This window comes from Shewanella sp. AC91-MNA-CIBAN-0169 (assembly GCF_040310165.1).
Taxonomy (GTDB): Bacteria; Pseudomonadota; Gammaproteobacteria; order Enterobacterales; family Shewanellaceae; genus Shewanella.
On sequence record NZ_JBEOPM010000033.1, the window covers coordinates 1 to 15,149 of the forward strand.

At 40.2% G+C, this 15,149-nt stretch carries 13 protein-coding genes and 2 other annotated features; of the genes, 8 read left to right on the forward strand and 5 right to left on the reverse strand.

The window, feature by feature from the left end; all coding sequences use genetic code 11:
• The first annotated feature begins 368 nt into the window (after positions 1-368).
• From AAEY98_RS20040 to AAEY98_RS20050, 3 genes are all read left to right on the forward strand, one after another.
• Positions 369-1,460: a 3-deoxy-7-phosphoheptulonate synthase gene (locus tag AAEY98_RS20040; protein ID WP_011638364.1), complete on the forward strand. Its 1,092-nt coding sequence runs from the start codon at positions 369-371 to the stop codon at positions 1,458-1,460.
• An 11-nt stretch (positions 1,461-1,471) separates the two neighbouring features.
• Complete coding sequence (tyrA, locus tag AAEY98_RS20045) at positions 1,472-2,611, forward strand: bifunctional chorismate mutase/prephenate dehydrogenase (protein ID WP_162023684.1); 1,140 nt, start codon at positions 1,472-1,474, stop codon at positions 2,609-2,611.
• 130 nt (positions 2,612-2,741) lie between these two features.
• A complete protein-coding gene (locus tag AAEY98_RS20050) occupies positions 2,742-3,086 on the forward strand; it encodes a hypothetical protein (RefSeq protein ID WP_011638362.1) in 345 nt (114 codons plus the stop codon).
• A 106-nt stretch (positions 3,087-3,192) separates the two neighbouring features.
• On the opposite strand, the gene pheA is transcribed toward AAEY98_RS20050, so the two are convergent.
• Entirely contained in the window at positions 3,193-5,139 is a 1,947-nt protein-coding gene (gene pheA / locus AAEY98_RS20055) for a prephenate dehydratase (RefSeq protein WP_182744771.1), read from the reverse strand.
• Between the two features lie 58 nt (positions 5,140-5,197).
• Positions 5,198-5,319, reverse strand: a sequence feature (Phe leader region).
• A 123-nt stretch (positions 5,320-5,442) separates the two neighbouring features.
• Positions 5,443-5,796, reverse strand: a complete 354-nt coding sequence (gene hpf, locus AAEY98_RS20060) for a ribosome hibernation-promoting factor, HPF/YfiA family (RefSeq protein ID WP_101086362.1) — start codon at positions 5,794-5,796, stop codon at positions 5,443-5,445.
• A gap of 495 nt (positions 5,797-6,291) precedes the next feature.
• Here hpf and AAEY98_RS20065 point away from each other — a divergent pair, with 495 nt between their 5' ends.
• Entirely contained in the window at positions 6,292-6,957 is a 666-nt protein-coding gene (locus tag AAEY98_RS20065) for a cytochrome b/b6 domain-containing protein (RefSeq protein WP_162023682.1), read from the forward strand.
• Positions 6,958-7,060: 103 nt separating this feature from the next.
• Here the strand turns inward: AAEY98_RS20065 and AAEY98_RS20070 are convergent, their stop codons facing one another.
• Positions 7,061-7,510 carry a c-type cytochrome gene (locus AAEY98_RS20070; protein WP_101086364.1) on the reverse strand — a complete coding sequence of 150 codons (450 nt, stop codon included), beginning with the start codon at positions 7,508-7,510 and terminating at the stop codon, positions 7,061-7,063.
• A 314-nt stretch (positions 7,511-7,824) separates the two neighbouring features.
• Between AAEY98_RS20070 and trpR the strand changes: the two genes are divergently transcribed.
• Positions 7,825-8,103: a trp operon repressor gene (trpR, locus tag AAEY98_RS20075; protein ID WP_350998910.1), complete on the forward strand. Its 279-nt coding sequence runs from the start codon at positions 7,825-7,827 to the stop codon at positions 8,101-8,103.
• 273 nt (positions 8,104-8,376) lie between these two features.
• Here the strand turns inward: trpR and AAEY98_RS20080 are convergent, their stop codons facing one another.
• Positions 8,377-8,754, reverse strand: a complete 378-nt coding sequence (locus tag AAEY98_RS20080; RefSeq protein WP_182744774.1) for a hypothetical protein — start codon at positions 8,752-8,754, stop codon at positions 8,377-8,379.
• Between the two features lie 246 nt (positions 8,755-9,000).
• Positions 9,001-9,567, reverse strand: coding sequence for a peptidylprolyl isomerase (slyD, locus tag AAEY98_RS20085; RefSeq protein ID WP_011638355.1), 567 nt, complete (start codon positions 9,565-9,567; stop codon positions 9,001-9,003).
• 543 nt (positions 9,568-10,110) lie between these two features.
• Positions 10,111-10,233: a sequence feature (Thr leader region), on the forward strand.
• Between the two features lie 62 nt (positions 10,234-10,295).
• Here slyD and thrA point away from each other — a divergent pair.
• Genes thrA through thrC form a run of 3 tightly spaced genes read left to right on the forward strand, consistent with a single transcriptional unit; the run spans position 10,296 to position 15,050 of the window.
• Positions 10,296-12,764 (forward strand): bifunctional aspartate kinase/homoserine dehydrogenase I, encoded by a 2,469-nt coding sequence (gene thrA / locus AAEY98_RS20090; protein WP_351019128.1) that lies wholly within the window; start codon positions 10,296-10,298, stop codon positions 12,762-12,764.
• Positions 12,761-13,720 (forward strand): homoserine kinase, encoded by a 960-nt coding sequence (thrB, locus tag AAEY98_RS20095; protein ID WP_351019131.1) that lies wholly within the window; start codon positions 12,761-12,763, stop codon positions 13,718-13,720. The genes thrA and thrB overlap by 4 nt, the downstream gene beginning before the upstream one ends.
• Positions 13,721-13,766: 46 nt before the next feature.
• Complete coding sequence (gene thrC / locus AAEY98_RS20100; protein WP_351019134.1) at positions 13,767-15,050, forward strand: threonine synthase; 1,284 nt, start codon at positions 13,767-13,769, stop codon at positions 15,048-15,050.
• Positions 15,051-15,149: the final 99 nt, after the last annotated feature.

Sequence of the window (15,149 nt, forward strand, 5' to 3'; positions counted from 1 at the left end):
TAACAACGAGTAGAGCGGTAACAACGAGTAGAGCGGTAACAACGAGTAGAGCGGTAACAACGAGTAGAGCGGTAACAACGAGTAGAGCGGTAACAGCGAGTAGAGCGGTAACAGCGAGCAGAGCGGTAACAGCGAGTAGAGCGCGTACAAGATGTATGACTGGGGTTATTTTTTTGTACGAAATATCATCGGTTATATGATTTTTTACACTTTGTGTAAATAAGCCTTGCTCTAGGACCTTTGCGCAGGCATAGTTGCTTTTAAGGTGTAATGGTGTAGCGTTACAAAAATACAGATTGTACTATCCAATACCTAAAAAATAAATCTATTAGTGACCTTTGGTCTGTCGTCAAAAGAGAGTGATAAGTATGCAACAAGATACCATTAATAATGTGCACATCAGTTCAGAACAAGTGCTAGTGACTCCTGCAGAGTTAAAGCAAGAACTTCCATTATCAACTCATGCTTATCAATATATTCTAAATGCTCGTAAGCAAGTCTCAGATATAGTCCATAAACGTGATAATCGCGTGCTTGTGGTGACGGGGCCATGTTCTATTCATGATATTGCCGCGGCAAAAGAGTATGCATTAAAGCTGAAAAAGTTACATGATGAACTCAGTGATGATTTCTACATTTTAATGCGCGTGTATTTTGAAAAGCCTCGCACAACTGTCGGTTGGAAAGGGTTGATTAATGACCCTGATATGGATGAGTCATTTGATGTCGAGAAAGGACTCAGAATGGCTCGAGAACTCATGATTTGGCTTGCTGAACTTGAATTACCTATCGCGACAGAAGCGCTGGATCCGATCAGTCCGCAATATTTGTCCGAGCTAGTTACTTGGTCTGCAATTGGCGCAAGAACCACAGAATCGCAAACTCATCGAGAAATGGCTTCAGGTTTGTCGATGCCTGTTGGTTTTAAAAATGGCACAGATGGTAAGTTGGAAGTGGCTATTAATGCATTAAAATCAGCTGCCAGCAGCCACCGCTTTATGGGCATTAACCAAGAAGGTCAAGTTTCTTTGTTGCAAACGGCCGGTAATCCAGATGGACACATTATTTTACGTGGCGGTTTAGCACCTAACTATGATGCAGACAGTGTTGCTCAGAGTGAAGCCCAAATTCATAAGGCGAAACTCAGTGCTCGTTTAGTCGTTGACTGCAGTCATGGTAATTCATCAAAAGATCATCAACGTCAAAAAAACGTTTGCGAAGATGTATTTAACCAAATTGAAGCAGGTAATAAATCTATCATCGGTGTTATGCTTGAAAGTAACCTCAATGAAGGTAATCAGAGTTCAGATAAACCGTTAGCAGAGCTAAAATATGGTGTTTCTGTCACTGACGCATGCATTGATTGGGAAACTACTGAAACCATTTTAAGACAAGGCGCTAACCAGTTGTCTGCAGTATTACCAACGCGTTTTGAGACGCTGCAGGTTGTTAACGGTTAATGGATAAACAGATGAATGAAAAAACCACAGCAGGCTTAGAGCATCTTCGTGATTTAATTGATGGCGTGGATCAACAATTACTGCATTTATTACGTAAACGTCTCGATTTAGTGGCGCAAGTTGGTGCCGTAAAACATGCGGCTGGTGTACCTATTTATGCCCCACAACGTGAAGCATCGATGTTAGCTAAACGTCGAGACGAAGCACAAAAAATGAATGTCTCACCACAGTTAATCGAAGATATTTTACGTCGACTTATGCGCGAATCTTACTTAAATGAAAAAGATGTTGGGTTTAAGCAGATTAAGCAAGATCTGGGTCATGTGGTCGTTGTGGGTGGTCAGGGCAAACTGGGACAGTTATTTAGCCAAATGTTGGTTCTTTCTGGCTATGAAGTTAAAAGTATAGATAAAAATGATTGGCAAGATGCCGCTGCCATTTTTGATGGTGCAGGATTAGTGATTGTTACCGTACCCATAAATGTGACCTGCGAAGTGATCCGTGACAAGTTAACCCAGCTACCTGAAAATTGTATTCTAGCTGATCTCACCTCGATTAAAGAAGCACCTTTAGCGGCAATGTTAGCTGCGCATAAAGGCCCTGTAGTGGGTCTGCATCCTATGTTTGGCCCAGATGTTGGTAGTCTCGCTAAACAGGTGGTGGTGGTGTGTCATGGCCGTCATCAAGAAGCGTATCAATGGTTACTACAACAGATTGAAATTTGGGGGGCGCGAATAGTTGAAGCTGAAGCAGAGCGTCATGATAAAGCGATGCAACTTGTACAGGCTATGCGTCACTTTTCAACATTCGTATATGGCGTCAACTTGTGCAAAGAAGAAGCTGATATTGGTAACTTATTACAGTTTAGCTCACCGATTTATCGTTTAGAGTTAGCCATGGTTGGTCGTTTATTTGCTCAAGATCCCGAGCTTTATGCCGATATTATTTTTGCCCAACCTGGCAGCCAACACGCGATTAGTGATTATCTAGATAATTATCGTGATGCATTAACAATGTTGCAAACCGGTAATAGGCAAGCCTTTGTGGAGCAGTTCCAGCGTGTCGCTAAATGGTTTGGTGACTTTGCGCCGCAGTTCCAACATGAAAGTCGCGCCATGTTGCAATCTGTTAATGATATGAAAGCTGGATAACGCTAAATGAAGCATTATTAATTGAACTAATTATTGCGAAATAGTGACACAAAGCTTATGTTTAGTTAATACGGTAGCCAAATAACGCTGTGTTAGCTCAGTAAACTTAGTTACCTTTGGAGGATACCCCATGTCGATGATGCCATCGAATATGCTACCTGTTCAACAGGTTGAAGATAATTCCTTAGGGCATTTTCTTTACGGCTTAATGAGTGCTTTTCCATTATTTTTTGTGCCTGTATTATTGAGTTTTTGGCTTAATTTGATCCAAAAGAACGTCAACCCAGACTCTGTGTTGGGTAGTCATCTACGTTGGCAACGTATGAGTATTATTGGCCTATGTCCATTTTTTATTGCTGGATATTGGCTTAGTCCTTTATGGCTGAGTTTACCCATGTACTTACTGGGTGTTAGTTGGTTCAGTTATCGTATTTTTAAAGGCTGGATAAGTTTAAATGATGGCCTAGCAGTATGATTATTGAATAGCCTTGAATAACTAATTACCTTTTACAATTACGAGTAATAAAATGCCGAGAATATTCTCGGCATTTTTATGTGTGTCATTCCCGGTTATTTAATCGTTACTTTGCTTGGTATAAACCATGAATAATATCAGCTTGCGATACACCATCTTGATGTAACAATATAATTCCGTCAGCATTAAGTTGCTTAACGGCATTTGCATGAGTAGTTAACAGTGCAGCATTAATACAGAAGCTCGTGTTAACGATTACAGGTAAATGACTGCGGGATTTCACTTCAACCAATCCGGCTAAATCGAGGCTTAACTGCTCTGGGTGCGTGAAACTACGTACACCTGATTCGCATAGCCCGAGTTGTTGATTACCGTGACTAAGGACTGCATCGGCAGCTTGTAGCCAATCATCGATACTAGCCATGGTGTTTCTTTCTAATATTACCGGCAAATTGACGGAACCAATTAAGGTTAACATGTCCGGGTTGTACATTTGTTTACCACTTAATATCAGCATATCTGCTAATTGGCTAGCAACGATAAACTCCTGTTCTTGATCTATTTGCATTACACATAATAAACCAGCTTGTTCGATGACCTGTGCATGCTGTTTTAATTGTTGTTCATTGAGTTGTTGTTTTAAATCATTGAGCACAATGGCTTGAAAGCCTGATTCTTTGATGTGCTTTGCTTGCGTAGCCAGTTCGGTATTATCTATCGGTAAGTTAATTTGCTGTAATGCGCTAAATTGTCCGGCGCCTATTTGTAAGTGCTGACAGAACAATTGAGTATCTTGTGATTTATAGTCGCGTGAATGCTTAGCTTGGCTATTTGGTATAGGTTTGATTGGCTCTTGTTTAGAGCTACCGGGTTCAATTAATAATTGAGCTTGCGATAGTTGTGTAGGTTTAACGGTTTCACATGGATAACAGCCTAATACTTTGATAAAACGAGTAAGGCGCTCTAACTCTTTAATCGCTTGTTGTACTTCGGTAGTAGCCAAGTTGCCATCAATATCGAGGTAAAACATCTCCTCCCATGGTGTTCCAGGTATTGGACGAGATTCTAACTTACTCATATTCAAATTATGAGCTTTAAGTACCAATAATGCTTCTACTAATGCTCCTGGCTTCTGTCCTGTCGCCATGATCAAGGTGGTTTTTGCTGGCAGCTGAGAAGGCACCGCAGAGGCTTTTCGAGCGACAACAATAAAACGACTCTGATTGATTTTTTGGTTAGCTAAACCTTGCTCCATCGCAATTAACTGATACAGGGCTCCGCCTTCAGCACTGCCTATGGCTGCGACAGTATTGCTGTCTGCCTCGACAACTTTTGTCATGGCTTCAGCACTACTAGAACAATATTCAAGTTTGATATGAGGATGTTGACTTAAATAGCGACTGCATTGACTGATCGGCTGCGGGTGAGCGTAAATAGTCTTGATATCAGATAGTTTACTGTTGGGTTTAGTGAGTAAACAATGACTCACTTCAATAGTTGTTTCGCCAACAATTGACAGCGTTGTATGTTGCAGTACGTCATACACTTCATTGATAGATCCTGAAGAGGTATTTTCAATCGGTAAAAAACCATAATCGGCATGACCAGATTCAACGGCATTAACAATTTCATCAAAACTTTTGCAGCCGAAATCAAGCATTTCGACTTGACGGCGTGAACAGTAACGGCTTGCAGCTAAGTAAGAGTAAGAACCCCTAGCACCCAAATAAGCCACAGTATATTGCTGCTTTTGAGTGTCTGGGTTAGCTCTACCATGAAGATACGTTTGTTGAAATAAAACCGAGTCTTCAATAATGCTTTGATAAAGTGATATCACAAAATGTGCATCAAGTCCTTGGTCGCGCCCTTGCTGTACTAGTCTTTCAAGTAGTTCTTTTTCTCGTTGTGTATCTCGTATCGGTCTAACATCAACTTCTTTGCTGCGTGCAACATTTAGGCTCAATTGGCGGCGCTGAGATAACAACGCTAATAAGGATTTATCCAAGGCAGTTATCTGTTCACGAGTTTGACTTAACTCAGGTGGTTTTTGCATATTGACCTCAATGTGACGCTACATACTGGCGCATGACTAGATACGGCAGAGTTTATAAGACAAAAAAGCCTCCCAGTTGGGAGGCTTTAGAATTTTCATTTTCGTTTTTACACAGAAAATCCGCCTCCAGAGGTGGGCTGAATAAAAAAGAAAATAAAAAGGCTGAATATTTTTTTGTTCATGGAGTAAAACTAAAGCTCTGACAGGCGACTGTCAACGTAAATTTACTCATCAATGCTTGAGTATTGGATTATAGACAAAAGAAAGCGCACCCGAAGGTGCGCTGGTGAGAGATAAATAATATCAAGCGGCGTTTTCCTCCTTATAAACATACTCAAATTCGCTTTCTGTGTCATTTGGTAATGATACATGGCGTTGAGCCTGGGGTTTGTGGGTCAGGCGATTTAGCTGTTTTTCCAGCTTTTGTCCCATTGCAGTAATTGCTGCGTATAGGTTTTCACTTTTTGCCTGGGCGAATAAATCTCCACTAGGTAATCCAACTGATGCCTCTATTTTAAACAACTGCTTTTCTTGAGTAATAATGACGTGCGGGTTAATTAATTGAATATCATGTCGACTTAATTTTTCTAATCGTCCTTCAATACGTTCACGGATAAGGGCAGTGACTTCAAGTTGTTTGCTAGTGATTTTCAGCATATTTAGAACCTTCTTGTTGTTTGCTTAACTCCAGATTACCAAGGTTAACCATAAAATTCGTGATCTACATCACACTTTTACCGGCTTTATATATCGAGTGCTGCATATTTGATCTCTTAGACGTTTTGAACAAAAAAGCCATTAAATATGCTTGTAATGCTGTCAGTATAGGCTCATATTTGTATGGATAAGTTAATACTTAATTAGCTTTGCTGAGGTTTTTTCATACAATTTCAAGCACGATTTTGTATGGGGTTGTCTTATTCATAAACGCTCTACAAGCATGCTCCTTTATCCTATGTTACTGGTTACTTAGCTGACATTGATTTATTACTTCTCGTTAGGTTCATCCTCTTTATAAAGCAAAGCTTCTTTGGTTGTCTTTTTTAGCTGCGTAAGCATGTTTATTTGTATTAGTTTGTAAACCTTCTTGTTTTATTTATTGCTGATGAGTTTATAATTTGTCAGTAAAGAATAGTAATAAGCAGGTTATTAATGAGTATAGAACAACAAAAAATAAAGGTATGGGATTTTCCAACACGTTTTTTCCATTGGGCTATGGTGTGTTTAATTGGCGGATTATGGTGGACAGCCGAAATAGGTGAAATGCAGTGGCATCAGATATTGGCGTATCTATTGATGACTCTGATTACATTTAGATTAATTTGGGGCTTTATAGGAAGTGACACCGCTAAGTTTACACATTTTTTTGTTGCACCTAAAAAAGTTATCGCTTACGCGAAAGCCCAACCTAAACCTTCGTCACTTGGGCATAATCCACTAGGTGGTTATATGGTGATTGTGTTGCTGGGATCGCTTGTGTTGCAGTTAAGTACCGGTTTATTTGCAACAGATGATATTTTTACTGAAGGTCCGCTGATATATCTCGTTTCGTCAGATACTGCGGGGTGGCTAACCTGGCTGCATAAAACTAATTTCAACCTTATTTTGGCTTTGGCTGCGGTACATATTATTGCCGTGTTAGTGCATGTTTTTAAGGGTGACAATGTACTTAAAGCCATGTTCAGCGGTTATAAACAAGTTACCGAGCAGGTCACTTCACCTACATTGCGTTCGCCTTGGATGGCGTTAGTTATCGTGTCAGTTATTTTTGCTGCTATTTGGTGGTTGTTACTCGAACCTGTGGTCAGTTTTTTATAATTTCAGGTTAATTAAAGCCAATAAAAAAGCCCATAAAGATGGGCTTTTATCATTTTCACTATTGAGTAGAGCTACTTATACTCACCAGAGCTAACGAATTAAATTAGTCTTTTTTGTAAACGTCGTGACAACCTTTACAGCTTTTACCAGTGTTAGCAAAAGCTTGTTTAATGCTATTTTTATCGCTTGATTTAGCTGCAACAGCTAATGCCGCGGCATTATCTTGAAATGCAGTCATTTTGCTATCAAAATCTGCTTTATCTTGCCAAATTTTAGCTAGTGCTTCGGTATCGCCTTTATCTGAACCAGCAATAAAACCTTCATGTGGTATTTTTGATAGCGCTGCAACATTATCTGCACGAGCACTAAATACAGCAGCATCAAAAGGTTTTTTACCTTTTAGCATAGCGCCCATATCACCAAAGTTATAAGCAATTAAGCCGAAAGCAGCTTGGCGGTATTCAATGGCATCTGCAGGTTCTTCAAAATTATTCGCAAACACAGCAGGGATCATCATTGCGGTTGCCGCAACCGTTAGTAATATCTTTTTCATCGTCATCCTTCACTTTTTTGTGGGTGGTACCGGTTCCATAAGCACTGATATCCACATAATTATGCTAAATTTTAACTAAAGTGCTAACCATTAAATGTTCAGCCTACAGCTTAGTCGAGTTTTTAGCGCTTAGTTATGAGGGTATTAAATCTCATTCTACACAATTTTATAAGCATTTTGCGATATCTTTCATCAATAGCATCCCGCAGTTATTTTTCATTTTTCATTACAAGTTTATCGGTAGCAATTTTGCTAATCGACGTCGTTCCTTGGTACACTTGTAATGTCTGGGCATTACTAAAAAGAGAAAAATAATGCGTGCCAATTGGAATTTAGTGGTAGAAAAAATATTAACCCATGCAAATGAAGATGATTTGTCGGTGTTGTTTCATTTATTATTAACCGAAGAAGAGCGGAGTGCAGTTTCTGGGCGTTTACAGGTGTTCCAAACGTTATTAGCAGGGGAATTGAGTCAGAGACAAATTGCTGCAGAACATCAAGTGAGTATTGCAACGATTACACGGTGTTCAAATTATTTAAAAAATATGCCAGTAAATCAAAGGGACTTAGTTAAAAAATTGATTCTAGGTTAACAATTGATTTTAGGCTAAGCAATTGGTCATCAATTCGCATCGACACAATATTTCAGTCCTCAGTGCTGATAATTCAGTGCTGATAAATCACCAATATAACTGACTCGATAGGTGTCTTTTGTTACCTATCGAGCCTAAAGCATTGCTCATAAAATCAAATAGACACCCATCGATTTTAATTAAATTAGGTTCACTATTAACAATTGCTAATCAATTCATTATGCTGTTTTGTTCAGTTAACCTTTTTCATCCTCATAGCAATAATAAATCTGACTATTGGCTAACTCCACGCGGTAATCTGTGATGACGATAACTTAAGCGTCTTAAAAATAGGTATCCACCATACGTGGTTAGGCACAGAGCAAAAAGTGTGCTCGAATCTCTAGGGTAAAAACGATAAAGGCTCACGGCACTTAATACGTAAATAAAGGGTAATAAACCATAAATCGTTTCGGGAATGAATCCTGATTTGCGTTTACGTTTGGGATCGGTTCTACGGTTCTTGGAACGTAAGTTGTAAATATGTGCACCATATAAATACACTACAATTGAAGCAATAAGTGCATAATTAGGTTCAAGAAGAAAAATACTGACACTGCCTACAAGCATGTAAGTGAACGGCAGTAATTCATACAGCGGTTTAATTAACATAAGCACTCCGTCGCTAGGTATTAATTATTATATTGGTTGTCAATTAGTGAGGATTGTACCGCCTAGTTATCCTTAACGGTCGATACAATAAATCTGACTAATTGATGTGACTAACGAACTAACTATAACCTAAACAAAAAGGCACTGCCTAGTAACTAGACAGTGCCTTACGATGTTTCAACCTTTTTACTGACAAATAGACATTAAAAATAGAATGAGTCACTTATCTATTTAATCAATAATGAATTAACGACAGCCACAGCCGCCATTCCCATCACAGCCAGGTTTCTCTGTGCCACATGATTCATGGTCGTGTCCGTGATCGTGTCCATGGCTACCACAGCCGCCTTCTGCATGGATATGTCCATGAGATAGCTCTTCTGCTGTTGCTTCTCTTACAGCAATAACTTCGACACTAAAATGCAGTGACTGACCCGCTAGAGGGTGATTACCATCAACAACGATGACATCATCTTTCACTTCAATTACTTGAACAGGGCGTTGACCCATTTCAGTTTCAGCGATAAAACGCATACCTGGAACGATATCTTCGACATCACCAAATGCACTGACAGGAACTTCTTGCTTTAAACCTGGGTGATATTCGCCATAGGCTTGTTCCGCAGGGATCTTTGCCTCGATATTTTCACCAACAGTTTTACCTTCCAAAACTGATTCAAGTCCAGGAATTAAATTTTCAGTGCCATGTAAGTAAACCATTGGTTCACTTTCAAATGAACTTTCTACTAATAGACCTTGCTCATCAGATAAGCGGTAATGAATAGTGACCGCCGCATGTTTTGTAATTTTCATATCGCCTCCAATTGTGATGTGAGTATCATACCGTATTTTGATATAAGGCTGCGATGACTAACATCAGTTTTTGGTTATTGAATCACAGCTTTTTTTGTTTTGTCTTATGCTGCATGTTTTACATCGACTGATGGTGAAAATAAATCATTTAATTGGTGTAGGAAATAGCTAAGGCGGATAAATCATCTTGGTTACACATTTATTGGCAATCTTTTTATGAATACATATTAAGTTACTACTTCTATCATTATGAAATTGTTGTATTTACTTAACTTTATTTATTACTCTTACGTCTACGTTAACGTTGGATAAGGCAATCAATAATGGTTATCACTACTCATTATCGATTTTTAACAACTTAATTATTAAAAAAATCAACTCAACTTAAAAAATAACTAGTAAATAAACTGTAATGAGGGGTTGACAACCTTAGGTTAAAAAAGCAATTCTGTTAGCCAACGTGGATCAGCTATTTAATCTAATTAAATATTATCGGCAGTTAACATTTAACCTAACGAAGAGAATCATCAAATGTTTACCCTCATGCTCGTTGTAATTACAACCATTACAACCACCACTATTACCATAGTGGGGGCGGGCTGATTACACCTTAAAAGATTTTGCATAAAAAGCCCGCTTCTAACAACTGAAGCGGGCTTTTTTGTTTTTATTCTAATTATTTGATTTTAATTTAATGTTGTCACTTTATGAGTGACAAGGAGAGCGACATGAAAGTAATGAAATTTGGTGGAACATCGCTAGCGAATTGGCCTCGTTTTTCGATGGCGGCAGATATTATTGCTGATACGGCTTTGACAGAATCTGTTGCTACAGTGCTTTCAGCTCCTGCCACAGTGACCAATGCGCTTTTAGAAATGGTAGACATAGCAGTTGAACAACATGATTATCAACCGGTATTAGATCATATTCATTTGGTCTATAGCGGGCTGTTTTCTGACGCGGCGGCATCACTTATTACGGCTCTTCAACATGAGCTGCTGGTTGGGAAATTAACAGCACAAATGCAAGTTTGGAAAGATAAACTTTACGGTATTAAACTGCTAGGCGAATGCCCTGATAGTGTTCGTGCTGAAATAGTGGTGACGGGTGAGCGTTTATCTGCGGCATTAATGGAACAAGTTATGTTGGCGAAAGACATCACTTCAGCACAATTAGATCCAGTGGCGTTATTTTTAGCGCATGGTCAGCCGTTGGAGTCGGTCGTTGATATTGCGGTGAGCAAACCTCGCTTTACCTTACTACCGCTTGATCAATATCGAGTGTGGGTGATGCCTGGTTTTACTGCTGCAGATGCTCAGGGCAAGATCGTCACATTAGGCCGCAATGGTTCTGATTATTCAGCTGCGGTACTGGCGGCATGTTTAGATGCCTCAAGTTGTGAAATTTGGACTGACGTTGATGGGGTTTATAACACAGATCCTCGAGTGGTTGCTGATGCTAAATTGTTATCGCAGCTAAGCTACCAAGAAGCGATGGAGTTGTCTTATTTTGGTGCCAAAGTATTGCATCCTAAAACGATTGCGCCGATTGCTCAGTATCATATTCCTTGTTACATCAAAAATAGTTTTAATCCATCCGCTCCCGGCACGCTAGTGTCTAATGACGATGATAAAACCGGTTTACAAGTTAAAGCAATTTCCAATCTTGATAATCAAACCATGTTTAACGTATCGGGCCCAGGTATGAAAGGCATGGTCGGTATGGCAAGCCGAACATTAGCGGTTATTTCTCGTAGTGGTATCTCGGTATCGCTTATTACCCAAAGCTCATCTGAGTACAGTATCAGTTTTTGTGTGGCAACTTCAGATGCCAATAAAGCGAAATGGGCATTAGAGCAGGAGTTCGAGCTAGAAATTAAGAGTGAATTACTTGAACCGATTGAGTTACGTCATGACCTGTCGATTGTGTCTTTGATCGGTGATGGCATGAAAACCCACAAGGGCGTAGCGGCTAAGTTTTTTACTGCGCTAGCTAAAGCCAGTGTCAACATCGTTGCCATTGCGCAAGGGTCATCTGAGCGTTCTATTTCTACTGTTATTCAACAGAAAAAAACCAAGCATGCTATTGGAGCATGTCATCAAGCATTTTTCGATGTTCAGCAGTATCTTGATGTTTTTTTAGTCGGTAGCGGTAATGTGGGGGCTGGATTACTCGATCAAATCAAACAGCAAAGTGCGATGTTAAAAGAGCAGCACATTAGTGTCAGAGTTTGTGGTATCGCCAATTCACGCCAAATGTTGTTGAATAGTGAAGGCATTGAACTTAGTGAGTGGCAGTCATTGTTGGCCGAGAAGGGTCAAGCGTATGATTTAGCTAAGCTACTTGAGTGGGGGCAAGAGCAGCAATTACTTAATCCTGTACTGGTTGATTGTACATCAAGCGAGTTAGTGTCAGACCGTTACCTTGATGTGATGAATGCCGGTTTCCATGTCGTCACCCCAAACAAAAAATCGAACACTCGTGATTATGCTTACTATCAAGCATTGCGTAAAACGGCTTTAACTCAGCGTCGACAGTTTTTGTATGAAACGACGGTAGGAGCTGGTTTACCGGTTATCGATAACTTGAAAAAATTAATGTATGCCGGTGATAAGCTACATAAGTTTAATGGTATTTTATCTGGGTCATTATCTTACATTTTTGGTATGTTAGATGACGGTATGAGTTTATCGCAAGCGACAGCAATTGCCCGTGATAAGTGTTTTACTGAGCCTGATCCTCGTGATGATTTAAGTGGTATGGATGTCGCCCGTAAAGTCTTAATTCTTGCTCGCGAAGTGGGTTTACCTTTGGAGTTAGACGACATTAATGTGGAATCGGTATTGCCTGCTGATTTTGATGACTCTGGCGATGTTAATCAATTTATGGCCAATCTTGCTTCATTAGATGAGGTTATCTCAGCTCGAGTAGCGGCGGCTAAAACCGAAGGTAAAGTACTGCGTTATGTTGGCCAAATTGAAGAGGGGCAATGCCATGTCAGAATTATTGAAGTCGATGCAACTGATCCATTATACAGCGTAAAAGGTGGCGAGAATGCGCTGGCATTCTATAGCCGATATTATCAACCAATTCCCTTTGTATTAAGAGGCTATGGTGCCGGTACCGATGTTACTGCTGCTGGGGCCTTTGCTGACGTATTAAGAACCTTAAACTGGACTCGTGAGGTTGGGTTATGAATCAAACGTTAAAAGTAAGCCAAGACACGCTTACTGTGTATGCTCCAGCGTCTATGGGCAATGTTGGTGTTGGCTTTGATTTGCTTGGCGCAGCATTAGCGCCACTTGATGGCTCATTATTGGGCGATAGAGTGATGATTAGCGCTGCTGCCAGCGGGGTTGAATATAGCCAAACAGGTGAATGGGCACATAAATTACCGAGCGATGGTAAGGATAATATTGTTTACCAATGTGCTGAGTTTTTTTTAAATAAATTACAACGACAAGATGGTGTCACTGTTTGTCTAGAGAAAAACCTTCCAGTCGGCAGTGGGTTAGGCTCTAGTGCCAGCTCTGTAGTCGCTGCGTTATATGCCTTAAATGAACATTTTGGACAGCCTTTTAACCAGCAAGCCTTATTAGCATTGATGGGCGAGTTTGAAGGGAAGATATCTGGCAGCGTGCATTATGACAATGTAGCGCCATGCTATTTAGGCGGCATGCAGCTAATGCTTAATGCCAGCAACAAAGCATGCGCTGCTATTCCAAGTTTTGATAACTGGTATTGGGTTATCGCTTACCCGGGAATTTCATTATCTACTGCCAAAATGCGCGAATTGCTGCCGCAGCAATATGATAAGTCTGTAGCCATCGATTTTGGTCGTTATTTAAGTGCATTTGTTCACGCGAGTTATCAGCAAGACGCTGCTTTGGCAATTGAAATGCTGAAAGATGTTTTGGCCGAACCTTATCGTGCATCCGCAATACCTGGTTATACCGAAGCACGAGCAGCATTAGCTGAATTAGGCATGCTTACTAGTGGTATTTCTGGCAGCGGCCCAACATTGTTTAGTGTAACCGACGATTTAGCCACCGCAGAAAAAGCCAAAAACTGGCTGATGCAACATTATATTTCGGAGCAAGGTGGTTTTGCTCACGTTTGTAAATTAGATAAACTTGGCACGCGCTGCGTGTAACGCTCTCTTTCACATTATTGATATTGAAATTTAAAAGGCAGTCGCAATGGAATTATATAACTTAAAACACCCATCGCAGGTAGTTAACTTCAGTCAAGCGGTTCAACTGGGTTTAGGTAAAGATAGAGGATTGTTTTTCCCAAAGTCCATTCCAGTACTATCCAATATTGATGCATTACTGGCATTACCCTTTGCTGAGCGAAGCAGAAAAGTCTTGGGTGCTTGGTTAGCGGATGAACTCGGGCAGGAGAATGTTGATAAGCTTGTTGATAAAGCATTTACCTTCGATGTACCACTCGTTAAGGTTGATGATAAACGCGCTTGTTTAGAGCTTTTTCATGGCCCTACATTAGCGTTTAAAGATTTTGGCGCACGGTTTATGGCCCAATGTGTTGATTTACTTGCTGGCAATAAAAAACTGACCATTTTAACCGCAACATCGGGTGATACTGGCGCTGCAGTAGCGGATGCATTCTATGGTTTAGATAACGTTAATGTAATGGTGTTATACCCAAAAGGTAAAATTAGCGAACTGCAAGAAAAGATGTTTACCACCTTAGGTAAAAATATTCATACTGTGGCAGTAACGTCTGACTTTGATGCGTGTCAGCATCTGGTAAAACAAGCTTTTGATGACTGTGATGTTCGCGATGGCTTAGCGTTAAATTCTGCTAATTCGATTAATATCAGCCGTTTATTAGCTCAGATATGTTATTACTTTGAAGCGGTAGCGCAAGCAAAGCAAGCTGGACATAATGAGCTTGTGATGTCTGTACCCAGTGGTAATTTTGGTAACTTAACCGCTGGGTTATTTGCTAAAGCCATGGGGTTACCTATTCAACGTTTTATTGCTGCAACCAATAGCAATGACACTGTGCCGCGTTATCTCACTGGTGGAGAATGGCAGCCGTATAAAACGGTAGCGACTATGTCAAATGCTATGGATGTGTCAGAGCCAAGTAATTGGCCTCGTGTTGAAGCGATTTGTGAGCAAATGGGCTGGCCGTTATCATTGGTAACAGGCGTGGCTCTTTCTGAAGATGATACCGCTGGCGCTTTAGCAGAACTTTATCAGTTGGGTTATCAATCAGAGCCCCATGCGGCGATTGCGGCTCATGCATTAACGCTTGGCTTAACAGGTAACGAAACCGGGGTATTTCTAGGTACAGCGCATCCTGCGAAGTTTAAAGATGTGGTTGACCGTGAGTTGGCCATTAATTTGCCGTTACCTCCTGAATTAGCTGCAGTGGCACACAAAACGATTCTGTCAGCAGAATTAGATGCTGATTTTGGTCAGCTTAAGGCTCATATGTTTGCTGTGTTAAAGTAACCCCTTACCTTCAAATATCTAACACCTAATATCAATGAGATTGGCATTAGGTGTTTTTTTATATTTCAATATTATGATCTTGGTCATACCTCATAATGC

Bases quoted from the DNA above. Each gene is read 5' to 3' on its own strand.
- AAEY98_RS20040 (WP_011638364.1), top strand. From the start codon at position 369: ATGCAACAAGATACCATTAATAATGTGCACATCAGTTCAGAACAAGTG.
- tyrA (WP_162023684.1), top strand. From the start codon at position 1,472: ATGAATGAAAAAACCACAGCAGGCTTAGAGCATCTTCGTGATTTAATT.
- AAEY98_RS20050 (WP_011638362.1), top strand. From the start codon at position 2,742: ATGTCGATGATGCCATCGAATATGCTACCTGTTCAACAGGTTGAAGAT.
- pheA (WP_182744771.1), bottom strand. From the start codon at position 5,139: ATGCAAAAACCACCTGAGTTAAGTCAAACTCGTGAACAGATAACTGCC.
- hpf (WP_101086362.1), bottom strand. From the start codon at position 5,796: ATGCTGAAAATCACTAGCAAACAACTTGAAGTCACTGCCCTTATCCGT.
- AAEY98_RS20065 (WP_162023682.1), top strand. From the start codon at position 6,292: ATGAGTATAGAACAACAAAAAATAAAGGTATGGGATTTTCCAACACGT.
- AAEY98_RS20070 (WP_101086364.1), bottom strand. From the start codon at position 7,510: ATGAAAAAGATATTACTAACGGTTGCGGCAACCGCAATGATGATCCCT.
- trpR (WP_350998910.1), top strand. From the start codon at position 7,825: ATGCGTGCCAATTGGAATTTAGTGGTAGAAAAAATATTAACCCATGCA.
- AAEY98_RS20080 (WP_182744774.1), bottom strand. From the start codon at position 8,754: ATGTTAATTAAACCGCTGTATGAATTACTGCCGTTCACTTACATGCTT.
- slyD (WP_011638355.1), bottom strand. From the start codon at position 9,567: ATGAAAATTACAAAACATGCGGCGGTCACTATTCATTACCGCTTATCT.
- thrA (WP_351019128.1), top strand. From the start codon at position 10,296: ATGAAAGTAATGAAATTTGGTGGAACATCGCTAGCGAATTGGCCTCGT.
- thrB (WP_351019131.1), top strand. From the start codon at position 12,761: ATGAATCAAACGTTAAAAGTAAGCCAAGACACGCTTACTGTGTATGCT.
- thrC (WP_351019134.1), top strand. From the start codon at position 13,767: ATGGAATTATATAACTTAAAACACCCATCGCAGGTAGTTAACTTCAGT.